The sequence below is a fragment of the Agrobacterium vaccinii genome (assembly GCF_021310995.1).
Classification (GTDB): domain Bacteria; phylum Pseudomonadota; class Alphaproteobacteria; order Rhizobiales; family Rhizobiaceae; genus Agrobacterium; species Agrobacterium vaccinii.
Genome location: NZ_CP054151.1, coordinates 168,525 through 186,548, shown reverse-complemented (window position 1 = coordinate 186,548; position 18,024 = coordinate 168,525). Strand labels below are relative to the sequence as shown.

The following is an 18,024-nucleotide window of genomic DNA, read 5'->3' as shown; positions in this document are numbered from 1 at the left end:
CGGATTGGATTGCATATGGATATCTTCTCTAACCTCTGGCTCGGTGCCTCGACCGCTTTCATGCCGATGAACCTTATGTATGGTTTCATCGGCTGTCTGCTTGGCACCGCCATCGGCGTGCTGCCTGGGCTCGGACCGACGGCGACCATCGCCATGCTTTTGCCGATTACCTTCGGCCTGCCGCCTGAATCGGCTCTCATCATGCTGGCCGGTATCTTTTACGGCGCGCAATATGGCGGCTCTACCACCGCCGTTCTCATCAATCTTCCGGGTGAAAGCTCCTCCGTCGTCACTGCGATCGACGGGTATCAGATGGCGCGCAATGGCCGGGCAGGCGCCGCACTTGCGACTGCGGCGCTGGGCTCCTTCTTTGCTGGAACCGTGGCGACCATTCTGCTTGCGGTTGCAGCACCTCCGCTTGCCGCCGTCGCGCTCAATTTTGGGCCAGCCGAGTATTTTTCACTGATGGTTCTCGGTCTCGTTGCGTCGGTTGCACTGGCCAGTGGTTCGCTGCTGAAAGCTTTCGCGATGATCGTGTTCGGCTTGATCCTCGGGACCATCGGCACGGACGTCGAGAGTGGTACGCCGCGCTATGTCTTCGGCATTCCCGAACTCTATGATGGGCTGAATTTCGTCGCCGTCAGCATGGGTATTTTCGGCATCTGCGAGATACTGCGCAATCTGGAAAATGAGCAGGAGCGATCGGTCGGCGTCAAGAAAGTGACCGGATTGATGCTGACCAAAGAGGATTTCAAACGGATCATCGCACCCGTCCTGCGCGGGACAGCACTTGGCTCCTTTCTCGGTGTGCTGCCAGGTGGCGGAGCCATGCTGGCCTCTTTTGCCTCCTATGCATTGGAAAAGCGCGTGTCGCCCAACCGCGCCGAGTTCGGCAAGGGAGCGATAGAAGGCGTTGCCGCACCGGAATCGGCCAACAATGCCGGAGCGCAGACCTCATTCATTCCGATGCTAACACTCGGCATTCCCGGCAATCCGGTCATGGCACTCATGGTGGGGGCGATGATCATTCAGGGCATTACCCCCGGCCCGAATGTTATCTCGGACGAGCCAAAACTATTCTGGGGCATGATCGTCTCGATGTGGTCTGGCAATCTGATGCTGGTGATCCTCAACCTGCCGCTGATCGGGCTGTGGGTTAGAATGCTGACCGTCCCCTACCATCTTCTCTTTCCGGCGATCATCGGCTTTTGCTGCATCGGTGCCTACAGCATCAACAACAGCGTCTTCGATGTGTTTGTCATGGCAGGATTCAGCGTCATCGGCTTTGCGCTCTCGAAGATGCGGTTCGAACCAGCGCCGCTTCTTCTGGGCTTCATTCTGGGACCGATGCTGGAAGAGAATTTGCGCCGCGCCATGCTGATCAGCCAGGGCGATCCTTCGATCTTCCTGCGCAGTCCTCTCAGTCTGTCGCTGCTGATTTTCGCCGTCGTCGTTCTGGCGCTCGTGCTTTCGCCAAGTATCAGCCGCAAACGCGAAGAGGCTTTCACCGAATAATGGATCGGCTCGATCCCGCAGAAGCGCCCACCGGCGCAGGAGTTTGGAATGGCAGACAGAAAGACATACGAGGAACTTCGCTCAGCGCGCTGGATGATGCCGGACGACCAGCGGTCGTTTGGGCACAGATCGCGAACGATGCAGATGGGGTACGCGGCAGAAGACTGGGAAGGGCGGCCCATCATCGCGATCATCAATACCTGGTCGGATGCGCAGCCATGTCACATGCATTTTCGCGAGCGGGTGGAGTGGGTAAAGCGCGGCGTGTTGCAGGCGGGTGGTTTCCCAATGGAACTGCCCGCGCTGTCGCTGTCGGAAAACTTCGTCAAGCCGACGACCATGCTCTATCGCAACATGCTGGCAATGGAGACGGAAGAGCTTTTGCGGTCGCATCCGGTTGACGGTGCTGTCCTCATGGGCGGCTGCGACAAGACGACACCCGGGTTGGTCATGGGTGCAGTCTCGATGGGCATTCCTTTCATCTATCTGCCAGCCGGACCGATGTTGCGCGGCAATTATGCCGGTAAGGCGCTGGGCTCCGGCACAGACGGTTTCAAATATTGGGACGAGCGGCGGGCAGGCACGATTTCCAAGGAGGAATGGCAGGGGATCGAAGGTGGCATTGCACGCAGCTATGGCCACTGCATGACCATGGGCACGGCCTCGACCATGACGGCGATCGCCGAGGGGATGGGGCTGACCCTTCCGAATGCATCTTCAATTCCGGCAGCAGATGCCAACCACCAGCGCATGTCCGCCAATTGCGGACGACGTATCGTCGAGATGGTGTGGGAGGATTTGACGCCCGACAAGGTGATTACGCTGGCGGCAGTCAACAATGCGGTGACCGTTGCCATGGCGACCGGCTGTTCGACCAACGCGATCATTCACCTGATTGCCATGGCCCGGCGTGCTGGCGTTCCGCTGGAACTCGACGACTTGGACCGCATTGGTCGCACGACGCCTGTTATCGCCAATATCCGGCCTTCAGGGACGACCTACCTCATGGAGGACTTCTTTTACGCGGGCGGACTTCGCGCGCTGATGAAGCAACTCGGCGACAAACTCGACCCCACTGCCATCACGGTTACCGGCAAGCCGCTGGTTGAGGGGTTGGAAGACGTGAAAATCTGGAACGAGGATGTCATCCGTCCGCTGTCCAACCCTGTCTATCACGAGGGGTCGCTGGCGGTGTTGAAGGGCAATCTGTGCCCGGATGGAGCGGTGATCAAGCCTGCCGCCTGTGATCCGAAGTTCCACACGCATAGAGGCCCGGCGCTGGTGGCGAACAGCTATGAGGAGCTGAAGACGATCATCAATGATCCCGATTATCCGCTCACGCCTGACACGGTTCTGGTTTTGCGCAACGCCGGACCCCAAGGCGGCCCCGGCATGCCGGAATGGGGGATGATCCCGATGCCGAAAGCGCTGTTGAAGCTGGGCTTGCGCGATATGGTGCGGATTTCCGATGCCCGCATGTCTGGTACCAGCTTCGGAGCCTGCGTGTTGCATGCATCACCTGAAGCCTTCGTCGGTGGTCCATTGGCTCTGTTGAAGACGGGAGACATGGTGGAACTCGATATTCCTGCGCGCAGCCTCAATATGCTGGTGCCAGAAACCGAGTTGGCAGAACGCCGCGCCGCGTGGATCGCACCTGAGCCACGCTACGAACGAGGCTATGGTTTCATGTTCACCAAACACATCGAACAGGCCGACAAGGGCTGTGATTTCGACTTTCTGAAGACGGACTTCGGCGCAAAAGTCCCCGAGCCCGAGATCAACTGAGCATTCGTGAGGAGAGACAAATGAACCCTGCAACCCGTGAAAAACTGATGGGCGTTTCCGTCGCAACACTCTGCTCGGCGCTCTACAAGCGTGGGCTGAAAAACCAGACGATCCAGGATGTTCGGCCTGTCTTGCCCAAGGGGCGAAACATGGTTGGCCCGGCCTTCACATTGCGCTACATGCCAGCCCGCGAGGACCGCAATCCGATGTCGGTCTTCCGCAACCCGGAACATCCGCAGCGTCATGCCATCGAGACCTGCCCGCAGGGGCACGTGCTCGTCATGGACAGCCGCAAGGATGCGCGCGCTGCTTCCGCTGGTGATATTCTGATCACCCGCCTGATGGTGCGCGGAGGCGCAGGCGTGGTAACGGACGGGGGCTTTCGTGATGCAAAGACCATAGGGGAACTGGACATACCTGCCTACCACAACCGCCCGTCCAGCCCGACGAATCTGACCTTGCACGAAGCGATCGATATCAATGTGCCAATCGGCTGCGGCGATGTGGCGGTGTTTCCGGGAGATATCGTTGTCGGTGACGACGACAGCGTCATCATCATACCGGCAGAAATTGCCGATGAGGTGGCCGACGAGGCAGTGGAGATGACGGCTTACGAAGATTTCGTCATCGGGAGGGTCAAGGACGGACACACGATCATCGGCCTATACCCCGCGACCGACGAAAAAAATCTCGAAATGTTTGCTGCTTGGCGAAAGGCAAACGGCAGATAGTGGAGCTCATCAGTCCCACTCCGGCAGCAGGCCTGCCGCTCCTCCAGCGTTCGATGAAAGGACGCTGGCGTGACCGCTGCGCAATCAGTGGAGACAAGTTGAGGGAAAAACGCTTATAAGGCCGACATGAGCAGATTCTCAGAAATAGAAGTGGCCCTGATAGGACGTCTGCGTGCCCTCAAGGCAGCACCTGAGGTATCGATCAGTTTGAACAATATCTTCACCCCGATGAAGGCTGATGGCTTTTCGCAGGACGAGATCTTGACTGTCCTGAATGCGCTGGAGCAGGAAAAGATCATCGCTTACACGCCCGGAAATCGGCTGCTGATGCTGAAAAACTTGCCGAATTAACAGTAGTTTCTCTGAGCATCATCACCCGATCCACCATCGTTTGGCTTTTGAATTGCTCGCCTGCCGGGGCAGCGATCCTCGACAGCGCGGATCAAGTATGCTGCCATCAGCCCCGTTCGTCCGATGCGGCCAATACGGCATCGAGTAGCCCCGGAAACCGCTCATTGATCTCTTCGCGACGCAGCTCATTCAAGTGTGCTGGTCCGTCCGTACGGGTGAAAACCAGACCGCCCTCTCTCAAAACCTTGAAGTGGTGGGACATACTGGACTTTGGCCGTCCGCCATCCAGTGCAGAACATGTGGACTGCCCCTCATGTGAAAGTTGTCTCACGACGCCCAGCCGGACTGGATCGCTGAGGGCATAGAGCACCTGAGTGAGAGTGACGTCTTTCAGGGCGGGATGTGGAATGGCGCGCATGGGCCATCCCTAGCATCATAATATCTTATTTGAAAGTTCGATTGTAATCGAACTATCGAAGTTTTATATGGGGATTGCTAATTATCAGTTGGAGCTTCCATGTCATCTCTATTTACCCCATTCACACTCAAAGACATAACGCTGCGAAACCGCATCGTGGTCTCGCCGATGTGCCAGTACTCGGCAGAAGACGGCGTTATCAATGACTGGCATCATGTCCATTTGGCCGGGCTTGCGCGTGGCGGAGCGGGCTTGGTGATTGCAGAGGCGACGGCTGTGTCGCCCGAAGGCCGTATCACGCCCGGATGCGCCGGCATCTGGAGCGATGAACAGATCGAGCCTTGGAAACAGGCCGTGAGTTTGATCAAGGCCGCCGGTGCCGTCCCTGGAATTCAGATCGGGCATGCTGGCCGCAAAGCCAGCGCCAACCGTCCATGGGAAGGCGACGACCATATCCCAGAGTCCGATCCGCGTGGCTGGCAAACATTTGCGCCGTCTGCCATTGCCTTCGGTGCAAACCTCGGCAAGGTGCCGCAAGCCATGACGATTGCCGATATCGAACGGATCAAAGCAGACTTCGTCGCTGCTGCGAAGCGGGCGCTTGCCGCTGGTTTTGAATGGCTTGAGCTTCACTTCGCACATGGTTATCTTGGCCAAAGCTTCTTCTCGACCTGGTCTAACAAGCGCACGGACAACTACGGCGGCGACTTTGACGGGCGTGCAAGGTTTCTGCTCGAAACACTGGCTGCCGTTCGTGATGTCTGGCCTGAAAACCTGCCACTTGCCGCCCGTTTTGGCGTGACTGAATTCGATGGTTCTGATGACCTTGAAGACGGAATCGAGATGGTTCGCCGCTTCAAGGCTGGCGGCCTCGACATTATCGATGTCAGCATCGGATTTTCCACGCCGACCGCCAATATCCCCTGGGGTCCAGCTTTCATGGCGCCTGTAGCCCAGCGGGTACGACGCGAGGCCGGACTTCCAGCCACCACGAGCTGGTTCATCAGCGAAGCAAAACAGGCTGATGCACTGATCGCAGATGATGTCATCGATATGGTTTCGCTCGGTCGTCCGTTGCTTGCCAACAACCATTGGCCATACAAAGCGGCGCTCGAACTCGGTATCGATAGGCCGTCGTGGACGCTACCTGCGCCGTATGCTCACTGGCTGGAACGCTACAGAACAGCGTAATTCGGGAAAGCCGAACGACAAACTGGCCGCTGCGGCTGACGAATCCGCAGCGGTTCAGGCGCGATTGATGTGGGGGCGGCTTGTCCATCCGCATCGTAATGTGGAACAGGTCGCTGCCATGAACCTTCCAGTGGCTGACTATTGAGATGTCTGAGATGTCAAAATGGGGTGCCGGAGGTGCTAAAACGGCCTGCTAGGGGGCCATCTTGATCGCGGAATGGTGATGGATTTCGTTATAGTCCTCGATCTATCCGTCAAGGAGCCGGAGCGCTATCTCGGCGTTTGTTAGAGCTAATATGCGGATGTAGTCTCGCTTCTGGGTCTTGATGAACGCCACATACCATTCGACGGGGCTAGCTACCGGCGTGAAGCAGGGCGTCAGATTGAGCGCCTGAGCAACAGCCTCGTATCCCTCGCAGTATAAGCCGAACCATTATCCGACAGATGCTCGATTGCATGTGGGGCTCGGGTTGCGCTGAAGCGTCTTTTCACCGCCTCCAGTATCATGTTGCGTACGTCTGAGCCGGAGATGCCTGCATTCGCGACCGCCGTCCAGGCGATGATCTCGCGGTCGAAGGCGTCGATGATGAAGGCGAAACGAATGACCTCGCCATTCCAGCAGGTGAACTCCAGCTCATCCTAGCACCAGCGCAGATTAGAACGCATGACCTTGCCGTCGTGAGGCGGCCCTGGCGACTGGCCGTACGTTTCTCCAGCAAAATCGCGTGTTTGCCCATAATGCGATTAACCCCTTTGGCGTTGACGACAGACTTATCGGCGGCTCGCCTTTCGCGATTGAGAGCGCGAGGATCTGCCGATAGCCATAGGTCGGCCTGGGCAGAAGCGGTTCGTTTTGACGAGGGCTTCGTGAGGGGTTCGCTCGGCTGGCGGTCGCGCGAGTTCACGAGCTAAATCCATGAACGCCCTGCTCCAGCCGACAGGTTTGGTCGCCCCACGATCGGAGGGTGAGTGCTGTTTAAAGATATAGTCGACGCCGGCACCTGTCAGGATTTCATTTCGGCACCAATCAAACTATTGGTTCCTGACGTCACAGCTTCTTCCATGGCGCAACTCAAAGCACATAGGAGACTGCTCTCTTCAATTCTGCGATGAAGCCGTGCAACAGACGTGAGCGCGGAATACCCTTTCGGGTGATCAAAACAGCAGGGATTTCGCATGGTGGCTGGAAGGGCAACTGCACCAATCCCGTGGAAGACTGGTAAGCGGCGCTGTAGGCGTCCACGACCGCCGCTCCTACTCCCACGCCAGCGAGCACCGCGGCTGTTGCGCAATAGCGGACCTCAACCCGCGGCTCATAGGCGATACCGTCGCGTTCGAAAGCGTCTCGCAGCATCTGGCCCATGCGCGATTCGATCTCCAAGCCGATAAAGCCATGTGTCGCCAGATCTGCGACGGTTACCTCCTGCCTCGTCGCAACTTCGTGCCCATAGGGTACTAAAGCCACCATATGTGTTCGGGCCAAAACCTCAACATTGACGGAGGGATGACGTTCTAGTGCAACCGCGAGCCCGATATCTGCAGCGCCGCTCTGGACCGCGTCGATGACATGTTCGAGGCGACGTACGTCATAGGCAACGGAAACATCAGGTCGATCCTTTAGGAACCGGGCGAGCGCCAAGGGCGCGACTGTATTTCCGAGCGGTGGCGTCGATATGACCCGCAATCGGCCAGATGTACCATGTCTGATAGCGCGCGCGCGGGCAGAGAAATTACGCAACATGCTAAAAACTGGGCGAACTTCCTCGAAAAGAAGCAGTGCTTCCTCGGTCGGCTCGAGACGCCGATGCAGGCGTTCAAACAGCGTTACCCCGAGCTGGTTTTCGAGTTGACGGATGCCGTTCGACACTGCGGGCTGGGAGATACCGAGCTGCTCGGCGGCCTCGACGGTTGTCTCGCAACGCATCATCGCACCGAAGATTTCGAGGAGGCGCAGCGAGATATCCGGCTTTTGCTCGTTCTCGGTCATGGCTGTATGGTCAAAAGCGCGCCGAGCGCCATGGCGACGGCCGCCTGTGTCGGGTCAATAATGCGGATCTCAAGCTCTTTTTCCAGCCTGCTGCGGTGGCCGGACATCCCAGCGCAGCCGAGCACGACGGCTCCGGCACCCATCCGCCGCAGTTGTGCGCCGGCCTTCAGCAGTGCCGCAAAGCTCTTGTCTCCATGCCCGCTTTCCGCGACGCTGATCGAACCCTCGAGTGCGACCTCGCCCGCAAGCCTGCCATCGACACCGAGGCGGCGAAGATTGCGGAGATGGCGCGCGATGGAGCCTTCTGCAACGGCAATGACGCCAAAAAGGTCGGCCAGCGCCAGCGCAGTCAAAACTCCGGCATCCTGAATGCCATAGACGGGCTTGGTCGTGATCGAGCGCGCGAGATCGAGGCCGGGCTGCGAATAACAGGCAAGCACATAGGCCGAAGCATCCGACCGGCTTTCGATCAGGTCTGCCGTGCGAAGCGAAGCCTCATCGACATGGCGCTGGGTGACGACGCCGGGCGGCCCGTCCTTGATGGTGACGCATTCTATCATAGGGCCGCCGGGAAACTGCATGCCGGCAACCGCCTCACGCAGGCCTTCGGTGACGCTTTCCGAACTGTTCGGATTGATGACGAGGATTGGTCCAATCGTGTTCATGGTGCAATCACCGCACCGAAATTCTGCGCCGGATCAAGCTCTTTGGCGCGATGACCGGGCTTGCCCGTCAGATCGACGGGATTGCGGGCGATGAAGCGTCCACGACCGCGCATTGCCTTCAGTTCTCCGTTCTCGACGATGACATCACCACGGTTGATGGTCAGAACCGGCCACCCTTCGATCTCCATGCCCTCGAAGGGTGTATAGTCCATATTGTCATGTTGGTGGGCAAGCGTTGCTGTGCGACGGGCTTCCGGATCCCATATGGCAATGTCGGCGTCATATCCGGGCGCGATCGCACCTTTCCTCGGCACGCCAAACGTCTTGGCCGCGTTGGTGCTCGAAAGAGCGACGAATTGCTGGAGCGTGATGCGCCCCTTTGCGACACCCTCGGAGAACAGATAGGGCAGGCGCATGGCGATGCCGGGCATGCCGCTCGAAATCTTCGGATAGGGTGCGTGTGCACCATTGGCAAACTTGCCCGATGCATCCATGCGATAAGGCGCGTGGTCGGAGGACACGCTATCGAACGTGCCGGACTGTACGTGCCTCCAGAGTGCTGCCTGCGTTTCCGCATCGCGAACCGGCGGCGAGCAGATATATTTTGCGCCTTCCATGCCCGGGCGATCGAGGTCTTTACGGGTCAAAGCCAGATATTGCGGGCAGGTCTCGGCAAACAGTTTCGTGCCGGCAAGCTTTTCACGCTGGACAAGGGCGGCACCGCCAGCCGTTGAGACATGGACGATAAAGAGTGCGGCATCGACCAATTTTGCCAGCGAGACGGCGCGGTTGATCGCTTCCTCTTCCGCCAGTTCCGGACGGCTGATGGCATGATATCTCGGTGTCGAAAGGCTGGCCGCTGCCAACCGCTTGTTCATCCATTTGACCATGTCATTGTTTTCGGCATGGACCATGGTGAGCGCACCATGGGTTTTCGCGACTGTGAGAATGTCAAGCATGCCGCCATCGCCGATTTTCATCAAGTCATAGGTCATGAAGACTTTGAAGGAGGTGATACCGCGGGCAAAGACGCCCGGCAGTTCTTCCAGAACAGCGTCGGAGGGATCGGAAATGATAAGGTGGTAGGAGTAATCGAGCACCGATTGCGGCGCCGCGCGGGTGTCATAGGTGGCGATGACATCGGCAATCGACTGGCCGCGATGCTGTGCTGCAAAAGGAATGAAGGACGAATTCCCACCAAAGGCTGCGGAGACAGAGCCCGAATAATAGTCGTCAGCGGACATCAGGCCGCTCGAACTCTCCTGGGCGATATGCGCATGCGCTTCGATGCCGCCGGGAACCACCAGCTTGCCGGTCGCATCGATGCGCCGCTCGCCGCCACAGATCTTCTCGCTGATTGCGGCGATGCGGCCGTCGATGATGCCGATATCGGCTTCGAAGACATCGGATGCTGTGGCGATGCGTCCGCCATGGATTACGGTATCGAACTCCGTCATGACGCTGTTCCTCACACTTCGACGATTGCGCCAGTCTGGCTCGTTATACGGCCATAGTGCTCGATACGACGATGGCGTTCGAAATCAAAGATCGTCTTCTTGCCGAAATCGCATTTGGCGAAGTCGCATTCGGCGATGATCAGTTCGTCTTCCTCGGTCATGGCCTTTGCCAGGATGAAGCCATCCGGATCAACGATGATTGAGCCGCCCATCAGCGGATGGCCGTCCTCGACTCCCGCCTTGGCGACGCCGACAACATAGGTCGCGTTCTGGTAGGCACCGGCTTGCAGCGACAGTTCCGAGTGAAACAGTCGCTTGTCCAGTCCCTCGTCGCTCATCTGGGCATTTACCGAAGGCGTGTTGTAGCCGATCGCTACCAGTTCGACGCCCTGCAGACCCATGCAACGGAACGTTTCCGGCCAGCGTCTGTCGTTGCAGATCGCCATGCCCATGACAACGCCTTCGTTGCGCCAGACATTGAAGCCGAGATCGCCTGGTTCGAAATACCGCTTTTCCAGATGTTGAAAAGCGCGTTGCGTATCGTATTCGGAATGACCGGGAAGATGGATCTTGCGATATTTTCCGACGATGTTGGCATGCCGGTCCGTGATGATCGAAGTATTGTAGTAGTGGCCGTCCGGCGTCTTTTCAGCGTAACCGAAAGTGATCGCGATGTTGAGATCGCGGGCGTGGTCGAAGAGAGGCTGTGTGGCCGAATTCGGCATTTCCGTTTCGAACCAGAAATCGATCTCGGCCTGGTTTTCCATATACCAGCGGGGAAAGAAAGTGGTGAGTGCCAATTCCGGGTAAATGACCAGATTGGCCCCCTTTGCGGCTGCCTCATCAAGCAGTGCGATCATGCGTTTGACGACACTTTCGCGGCTGTCGGCCTTCTGGATGGCGCCGAGTTGTGCACCCGCAATCTTCATGACAGTCATTGGTGTTCCTTTCGAAGCGATTAGGCGGCTAAACGCCGCTGGAAATGGCTGACGAGCCGCACCAGCGGCCACAGCAGCACGAGATAAATGAGAGCTGCCAATACGAGCGGTGAAGCATTGTAGGTCACCGAGCGGGCCATGCCAGCATTGTAGAGGAGCTCAGACAGCGAAATGACGGAGGCAAGCGAGGTCAACTTCACCACCTCCACTGTGTTCGACAACAGGTCGGGCAGGACGTTGCGCACCGCCTGTGGCAGGACGATATGGATGAGCGTCTGCGCTGGATTAAGGCCAGTCGATTGCGCCGCTTCCCATTGCCCCTTGGCGACGGAGAGAAGGCCTGCACGATAGACCTCCGCATAATAGGAGGAGTTGTTGAGCAGGAAGGCGATGACGACAGCGGCGAAGGGCGATATGTTGATGCCGGCGAAAGGCAGTCCAGCATATATAAAGATCAACAGAACCAGCGGGGGGAGTGCGCGAAAAAGATCAGTATACGCAATCGAGATCCAGCGAAGCCAGCGACGTTCACTCAGGTTGCCGAGTGCAACGAACAGGCCGCCGATAAGCCCGAGCAGGATCACCGCGCCACAAAGCTGCAATGTCGTCCATAGGCCGGTGAGCAAAAGCGGCAGCGACTTGCGCATGATCTCGATATTGAAGAACTGGTCGAGAAAAATATCCATGTCCACCCTCCTACCGCTTCTTCCAGGCTGTGCGGCTTTCCAGCCAGCGGGCAGCGATGACCATGGGCAGGAAAATCACCAGATAGGCGACGACCGACATGGTGAGCGGCGTGGCGCTGCCTGAAAAGCTCTGCGCTGTCGTGGCGCTCGACAGGATTTCCGACACGCCGATGGCAGAACCCAGGGCAGTCATCTTGGTGATAGCAAGGACGCGGTTGACGAGCGGCGGAATGGCGAGTCTGACCGCTTGGGGCAGGGCGACATAGGCGAGGGTACGGGTAAAGCCGAGACCCGTAGCGATGCCAGCTTCCCACTGCCCCTTTTCAACCGACAGGATGCCCGCCCAAAAGATTTCCTCGGCAAAGGCGGCAAGCGTCGCTGCCAGCACGATGAAGAGCACCATCGGGCCCGAAAGCTGTATGCCAATCGAGGGAAAGCCGAAATAGAGGATCAGGATGACGACAAGCGAAGGCAGGGCGCGGAAAATGTCGGCAAAACAGATGATGAAAAAATTCAACGTCCTGATGCGGTAGCTGCGCAGACAGGCGAGCAGCAGTCCGGCCCCGATGCCGGCGACGATAACGGCGGTGGCGATCTGGAGCGTCACCCAGACGCCAGCGATGATGTCCGGCGTATATTGCGCCATCACCATCGGGTTGAAGAAGGTTTGAAGAAACCTGTCCATCACACCTACCCAGAAACGCGCGAGAGAAAAGCGCGTGTGCGCTCGGCCTTCGGTGCGCCGAAAATCTCGTCCGGCGGACCCTGTTCGACGACCAGACCGCCATCCATGAAGACGACACGATCGGCAGTCTCGCGAGCAAAGCCCATTTCATGGCTGACGACGACCATCGTCATGCCTTTGGACTTGAGGTCCTTCATCACTTTGAGGACCGAGCCGACGAGTTCCGGGTCAAGCGCCGAAGTGGGCTCGTCGAAAAGCATGACTTTCGGGTCCAGCGCCAGCGCGCGGGCAATGGCGACGCGCTGCTGCTGACCACCGGAGAGCTCGCCTGGATAGGCGTCCGCCTTGTGCGCCATTCCGACCTGATCGAGCATGTCCATTGCGCGTGCATCGGCTTCATCCTTGCTGCGCTTCAGCGCCTTGCGCTGGGCCAGCGTGACATTCTTCAGCACGGTCATATGCGGGTAGAGGTGAAAGCCCTGAAAAACCATCCCGATCTGCAACCGCATGCGGTCGAGATCGCGGCGCGTCCCGGCCATGATGTTGCGGCCATCGACAATGATATCGCCGGATGTCGGTTCTTCCAGGCGATTGCAGCAGCGCAGCATCGTGCTTTTGCCCGAACCTGACGGGCCGATGACGAAGACGAGCTCGCCTTGCGCAACCCTCAGGTCGATCTTCTTGAGAATGGTGTTGGGACCGAAACGCTTTTCCAGCGATACGATTTCCAGCATAGGGCGATGGGCCATTCAGGATACTCCAACAGGCACGTTGCAACGCGGGAAGGTGGTCCCGATGGGACGCGAGCGAGCACCCTTGGACACGGCCTGCGAGGGCGGGTCGCGTCCTTGTTTGAAAATGAGTGTGAACAGGCGAGTGGGAGGTCCCGCCCGTCCACGATCCGGTGGCTACTTCAGATTGTCGCAGGATGCCGTATGGTCGTCATCCTGGTAGCCCTCGAAGCCAGGTGTGCCGAAACCCTTACTCGGTGTGACGATCGTTGTGCCCGCCACCGGGGTTACGCCGAACCACTTTTCGGAAAGCTTTGCCATGGAGCCATCCAGCTTGAGGCATTCGATTGCCCGGTCCACCAGATCGCGATTTTGCTCGTCGCCTTTGCGGAAGGAAATCGCCCAGACGAGCCCTGTGGCGTATTCATACGACAGCTTGAGGCGCGGGTTCTGCTTGACAGACCACGCAGCAACCGTGTTGCCAGCGAGATTGGCATCTGCGCGACCTGCTATCACGGCTGCAACGGCATCCGTATTGGTGCCATAGCTCTCGACCTTCCAGCCAAATTCCTTTTCCTTCTCACGCAGGAAGCTGTCATAGGCCGAGCCCTTGTTGACGGCGATCGTCTTGCCTTTGAAGTTCTCAAGGGTCTTGTATTCCGGTGAGTTTGCCGGGACGACGAAGGCGAAATTCGTATCCATGAAGCCTTCGGTGAAAAGAAGGTTGGCAGCCCGCTCCTTGTTGACCGTTACCGGTGCAACCAGAAAATCATATGTGCCAGCCTGGAGTGCCGGGATGAGGCCGGAAAACTGGGCGCCGGTCAGATCGACCTTTTTGCCGAGGCGGTCACCGATCAGATTGGCCATGTCGACGTTGAAGCCCTCGATCTTGCCATCGAGGGTTGGCATGGCGTGCGGCGCGAAGGTCGCGTCGATCGCAGTCTTGATGGGATCTCCGAGCGCGAAGGCCGAATTGCAGGCAAAAAGCGTCGATAAGCCGACAATGCCGGCCTTTATCAAGGGTTTCATCGATGTTCTCCTACTGGTGGTCCAGGCCTTTAGCGACCCTTGTTATGGGCATAGTTCCATCGAATTTTCCGCACTGCAATATAATTTTTAATTATAATAGAATTAGAATTATACGTTTTTCATATAGGTCGTAGAACCGTCGGGTTCCGTGTGGAATGATGCGGCGCCCTTTCCTTTTGCCGCTTGACCGCCAGCAGCGACAGGCTGGCTATCACCAAATGGGTGTAGATAAAGTGACACGGTTTTGTCGCGTTGCCGCCCGCGAGAGGGCGGCAACTAAAACTTAGATGGCGCTTGCCGTCTTCTGTTTCACGTAAAGTTGACGCAGCTTCAGTGTCAGCGGACCAGGCTTGCCGTCACCGATTGCCTTGCCGTCAATGGCAACGACCGGCAGAACGAAACTTGTGGCGGAGGTGATGAAGGCTTCCGCTGCATCCAGCGCTTCTTCGGGCGTGAAAGCGCGTTCTTCGTAAGCGATGCCTGCCTCTTTGGCGATATCGAGAACGCTGGCGCGGGTGATGCCGTGCAGGATCGCGTGCGACAGTTCGCGTGTGATCAGCGTGCCGTTTTTGGTGATGATATGGGCCGTTGCCGAGCTTGCCTCGGTCACGAACCCGTTTTCCACTAGCCAGGCATCGTCAGCGCCCTTTGCGGCGGCTTCCATCTTTGCCATGGAAGGATAAAGAAGCTGTACCGTCTTGATATCGCGGCGTCCCCAGCGCAGATCGGGGACGAGAGCGACCGAGATGCCTGTCTTTACACGCGGATTGTCAAGAACCGCCTTTGCCTGGGTGAAAAGCGTCAAGGTCGGCGTCGGGTCAACCGGATAGGCGAAATCGCGGTCGGCGGTGCCGCGCGAGATTTGTAGGTAAATCAGGCCTTCCTTCAGATCATTGCGACGGACGATTTCGCGGTGGACTTCGAGCAGTTGTTCCGGTGACAGCGGGCAGGTGATGCCAAGTTCCGCCGTTGAACGCTGCAAGCGGGCAGAATGGCCCTCATATTCGATCAGCTTGCCACCGACGACGCCGGTTACTTCATAGATTGAGTCGGCAAACAGAAAGCCGCGATCAAAAATCGAGACCTTGGCATCCGCTTCCGGCAGCCACTCGCCGTTCAGGTAGACAATACGAGACAATGGTGAGGCCCTTTCACATCTTTGGTTTGGTAAATGGTGCAATGGTGACGCCTGATTCGGTCAGCTTGTTGCGCAAGGCCCACGCGGTTGCCGGTGCGCCCGGCGTGTCGCCATGGATGCAAACGGTTGCCGCATCGACCGAGAGATGCGATCCGTTGATGGTCGGGATCCTGTTGTCGCAAACCATCGAAAGAACCTGATCGACACTCGCCGATAGATCATGGATCACCGAGCCTTCCATCTGGCGCGGCGCAAGCATGCCGTTGTCGAGATAGCGGCGATCGGCATAGACCTCGCAGGCAACGCTAAGGCCAGTTGCTTCGGCAGCGCGCATCGTCTGGGAATAGGGAAGAGTAATGAAGATGAGGGTTGGATCGACCGCCTTGATTGCCTGGACGCAGACCTTCGCCAATGCCTCGTCTTCGGCGGCCATATTGCCGAGCGAGCCGTGGGTCTTCACATGGGTGATCGGCCAGCCAAGTGTCGTCGCCATGCCCTGAATGGCGGCGATCTGATAGATAATCTGCGCCTCGATATCTTCAGGGCGTTCGCCAGAAATGCGGCGCCTGCCGAAGCCGTAAAGATCCATGAATGAGGGATGCGCGCCGATTGCCACTCCCTTTTCGCGTGCGGAGACGATTGTATCGCGCATTACACTCGGGTCGCCCGCATGAAAACCGCAGGCGATGTTTGCGGTGGTGATGATACCCATCATGGCTGTGTCGTCGCCAATCTTGTAGGCGCCGAAGCTTTCTCCCATGTCGCAATTAAGGTCGATCGTAGGCATGTGGATCATCCCGTTTTAGCCATTCAGAAGTCAGGTCCGCTCAATCGAAATTGCCGATCATAACCGTAAAGCAGTCTTGACATACAATTGGTGTACTGAAATGACAAGGAGGTTGTTAGACTTGTTTATCTACACCGACAATGGGAACAAGACAGAATAAGCGGATACGCCGTGCCCTTAAGGATGCAGACAGGCAAAGGGCGCTGGCGGAAGTTGGGACGAAAATGACAGTGTCTGAAAACGCGCATTTGCCTTATCCGCGAATTGCCGCCAGCGGTGATCGCGCCATCGTCATCGAACTCTCGGATGAGATTTCCGAAGAGACGAACATGCGCATCGTGGCACTGGCCAGGGATCTTCGGCAGAACGCAATCGCGGGAATAGTCGAGACGGTGCCAACCTACCGGTCGTTGCTCGTCTCCTATGATCCGTTGATCGTGCGTGGCCGCAATCTTTCGGTGCGCCTTATCGAGCGGCTTTCGGCCATTCGTATTGACGGAACTCGCGGGCGGCGGCTCGTCGTGCCGGTGGTCTATGGCGGCGATCCCGGCATGGATCTGGAATACTTGGCAGAGATGAAGGCAATAAGCGTGGCAGACGTCATCGCCATGCATGTCTCGGGGGATTACCGCGTTTACATGATCGGCTTTGCGCCCGGATTTGCCTATCTGGGAGGCCTGCCGGAAAAATTGCATACGCCAAGGCTTCCGGTGCCGCGCCAGCGGATAGAGGCGAGCGCCATCGGAATTGGTGGCAAGCAGGCGAGCATCAATTCGGTTCACGGGCCAAGCGGTTGGCGTTTCATAGGTCGCACGCCGATCAGGATGTTTGATCCGACCCGAAGCGATGCCTTTTTGTTGAGGGCTGGCGACCATGTCCGGTTTCGCCAGATCGAGCACGACGAGGCCGCCGAGCTGGATGCAGCTGTCGCGGCAGGAAACCCACATACTGAGTGGGAGGACGCATGAGCACGCTGATCGTCAATCAGGCCGGGCCAATGACGTCCGTGCAAGACCTCGGTCGCACTGGTCTCGTGCAGATGGGCGTGTCCGCGTCCGGTCCCATGGATGGCGTCGCGATGCTGATCGCGAACCGTCTCGTAGGCAATGCCAAAGACGATGCGTTGATCGAGTTCGCCAGTGTCGGTGGCCAGTTTGAAGTGGACGAGCCGGTGCTTTTCGCCGTGACCGGTGGCGCAGTGTCGGTCACGGTCGATGGCGAGCGTGTGGATTGCTGGGCGAGCCACAAACTGCTTCCGGGTCAGACCCTGCGCATTGGAGCTCTGACCAACGCCGTCTGGGGCTATCTTGCGCTTTCCGGGGGCATTCAGACCGAGCCGGTCCTCGGTGCGCGTTCGACACATCTGCGCTCGGGCATCGGGGGTCTTGACGGTCGGCGTCTTGAGCCTGGCGATAGTTTGCCGCTCGGCGGGACACCCGATAGCGCACTCGCCGCGCCGCAAAGGGTTCTTTGCACGCCTCTGCACCGCTCCGCAGGCCCCATCCGTGTCATCAAAGGCCCGCAGGCGGAGCATTTCGATGCCGCCGCGTGGCAACAATTTCTGCGGGGGCCGTTCGTCGTCTCCGGCAGCCGGGATCGCATGGCACAGTTTCTGGACGGGCAGCAGATCGTCGCGGCCGGTGGCCATGACATCGTGTCCGACGGCACAGTCATGGGCTCGATCCAGGTGCCAGCTTCCGGTCGCCCGATCATCCTGATGGCCGAGCGCCAGACGACCGGCGGTTATCCGAAGATCGCAACCGTCGCTTCCGTTGATCTGCCGAGGCTGGCACAGGCGGTGACCGGCAGTCTGATCCGCCTCAGGCTCGTGACGCAGGAACAGGCGGAAGATCTCTGGATTGCCCAGAGCCGTTCTATGGACGAGGTTTTGTCCAGCCTCGATCATGCGACGGGTGCGGCAGATGTGTAA

The 18,024-nt window shown here is 58.2% G+C and carries 18 protein-coding genes and 1 pseudogene; 7 read left to right on the top strand and 12 right to left on the bottom strand.

Translation table 11 applies throughout. The annotated features are described in order from the left end of the window. Window positions 1–15: 15 nt before the first annotated feature. The 4 genes from HRR99_RS16030 to HRR99_RS16015 all read left to right on the top strand — a co-directional run bounded on the left by HRR99_RS16030 (window position 16) and on the right by HRR99_RS16015 (window position 4,382). Window positions 16–1,515, top strand: coding sequence for a tripartite tricarboxylate transporter permease (locus HRR99_RS16030; RefSeq protein ID WP_162694504.1), 1,500 nt, complete (start codon window positions 16–18; stop codon window positions 1,513–1,515). A 48-nt stretch (window positions 1,516–1,563) separates the two neighbouring features. Continuing rightward, the gene (gene araD / locus HRR99_RS16025; protein WP_111839393.1) at window positions 1,564–3,300 is read left to right on the top strand and encodes an L-arabinonate dehydratase; all 1,737 of its coding nucleotides are present in this window, start codon (window positions 1,564–1,566) and stop codon (window positions 3,298–3,300) included. A 20-nt stretch (window positions 3,301–3,320) separates the two neighbouring features. Next, the gene (locus HRR99_RS16020; protein ID WP_233123696.1) at window positions 3,321–4,031 is read left to right on the top strand and encodes a ribonuclease activity regulator RraA; all 711 of its coding nucleotides are present in this window, start codon (window positions 3,321–3,323) and stop codon (window positions 4,029–4,031) included. A 126-nt stretch (window positions 4,032–4,157) separates the two neighbouring features. Beyond that, window positions 4,158–4,382 (top strand): hypothetical protein, encoded by a 225-nt coding sequence (locus HRR99_RS16015; RefSeq protein ID WP_233123695.1) that lies wholly within the window; start codon window positions 4,158–4,160, stop codon window positions 4,380–4,382. Between the two features lie 106 nt (window positions 4,383–4,488). Here the strand turns inward: HRR99_RS16015 and HRR99_RS16010 are convergent, their stop codons facing one another. Continuing rightward, a complete protein-coding gene (locus HRR99_RS16010) occupies window positions 4,489–4,800 on the bottom strand; it encodes an ArsR/SmtB family transcription factor (protein WP_233123694.1) in 312 nt (103 codons plus the stop codon). Window positions 4,801–4,899: 99 nt separating this feature from the next. Here HRR99_RS16010 and HRR99_RS16005 point away from each other — a divergent pair, with 99 nt between their 5' ends. After that, a complete protein-coding gene (locus tag HRR99_RS16005; protein ID WP_233123693.1) occupies window positions 4,900–5,991 on the top strand; it encodes an NADH:flavin oxidoreductase/NADH oxidase in 1,092 nt (363 codons plus the stop codon). Window positions 5,992–6,241: 250 nt separating this feature from the next. On the opposite strand, the pseudogene HRR99_RS16000 reads toward HRR99_RS16005, so the two are convergent. The 11 genes and pseudogenes from HRR99_RS16000 to HRR99_RS15950 form a co-directional block, all read right to left on the bottom strand. Further along, window positions 6,242–6,853, bottom strand: a pseudogene (locus HRR99_RS16000) (DDE-type integrase/transposase/recombinase); the annotation flags it as partial. Window positions 6,854–7,063: 210 nt separating this feature from the next. Further along, window positions 7,064–7,978, bottom strand: coding sequence for a LysR family transcriptional regulator (locus HRR99_RS15995; protein ID WP_233123692.1), 915 nt, complete (start codon window positions 7,976–7,978; stop codon window positions 7,064–7,066). After that, complete coding sequence (locus HRR99_RS15990) at window positions 7,975–8,643, bottom strand: aspartate/glutamate racemase family protein (RefSeq protein WP_233123691.1); 669 nt, start codon at window positions 8,641–8,643, stop codon at window positions 7,975–7,977. The genes HRR99_RS15995 and HRR99_RS15990 overlap by 4 nt, the downstream gene beginning before the upstream one ends. Next, the gene (gene hydA, locus HRR99_RS15985; protein WP_233123690.1) at window positions 8,640–10,100 is read right to left on the bottom strand and encodes a dihydropyrimidinase; all 1,461 of its coding nucleotides are present in this window, start codon (window positions 10,098–10,100) and stop codon (window positions 8,640–8,642) included. Before hydA ends, HRR99_RS15990 begins: the two co-directional genes overlap by 4 nt. Before the next feature lie 11 nt (window positions 10,101–10,111). Next, window positions 10,112–11,038: an N-carbamoyl-D-amino-acid hydrolase gene (locus HRR99_RS15980; RefSeq protein WP_233123689.1), complete on the bottom strand. Its 927-nt coding sequence runs from the start codon at window positions 11,036–11,038 to the stop codon at window positions 10,112–10,114. A gap of 20 nt (window positions 11,039–11,058) precedes the next feature. Further along, window positions 11,059–11,724, bottom strand: coding sequence for an amino acid ABC transporter permease (locus HRR99_RS15975; protein WP_111839369.1), 666 nt, complete (start codon window positions 11,722–11,724; stop codon window positions 11,059–11,061). A 10-nt stretch (window positions 11,725–11,734) separates the two neighbouring features. Beyond that, the gene (locus tag HRR99_RS15970) at window positions 11,735–12,409 is read right to left on the bottom strand and encodes an amino acid ABC transporter permease (protein ID WP_233123688.1); all 675 of its coding nucleotides are present in this window, start codon (window positions 12,407–12,409) and stop codon (window positions 11,735–11,737) included. Window positions 12,410–12,414: 5 nt separating this feature from the next. Beyond that, window positions 12,415–13,158 (bottom strand): ATP-binding cassette domain-containing protein, encoded by a 744-nt coding sequence (locus HRR99_RS15965; protein WP_338422843.1) that lies wholly within the window; start codon window positions 13,156–13,158, stop codon window positions 12,415–12,417. Between the two features lie 159 nt (window positions 13,159–13,317). Beyond that, complete coding sequence (locus HRR99_RS15960; RefSeq protein WP_111839366.1) at window positions 13,318–14,169, bottom strand: transporter substrate-binding domain-containing protein; 852 nt, start codon at window positions 14,167–14,169, stop codon at window positions 13,318–13,320. A 283-nt stretch (window positions 14,170–14,452) separates the two neighbouring features. Next, on the bottom strand, window positions 14,453–15,307 hold the full coding sequence (locus tag HRR99_RS15955; protein ID WP_233123687.1) for a D-amino-acid transaminase: 855 nt from the start codon (window positions 15,305–15,307) through the stop codon (window positions 14,453–14,455). Window positions 15,308–15,320: 13 nt separating this feature from the next. Beyond that, a complete protein-coding gene (locus tag HRR99_RS15950; RefSeq protein ID WP_111839364.1) occupies window positions 15,321–16,094 on the bottom strand; it encodes a LamB/YcsF family protein in 774 nt (257 codons plus the stop codon). A 224-nt stretch (window positions 16,095–16,318) separates the two neighbouring features. On the opposite strand from HRR99_RS15950, the gene pxpB reads away from it, so the two are divergent. Further along, window positions 16,319–17,062: a 5-oxoprolinase subunit PxpB gene (gene pxpB, locus HRR99_RS15945; protein WP_233123686.1), complete on the top strand. Its 744-nt coding sequence runs from the start codon at window positions 16,319–16,321 to the stop codon at window positions 17,060–17,062. Further along, entirely contained in the window at window positions 17,059–18,024 is a 966-nt protein-coding gene (locus tag HRR99_RS15940; protein WP_233123685.1) for a 5-oxoprolinase subunit C family protein, read from the top strand. The genes pxpB and HRR99_RS15940 overlap by 4 nt, the downstream gene beginning before the upstream one ends.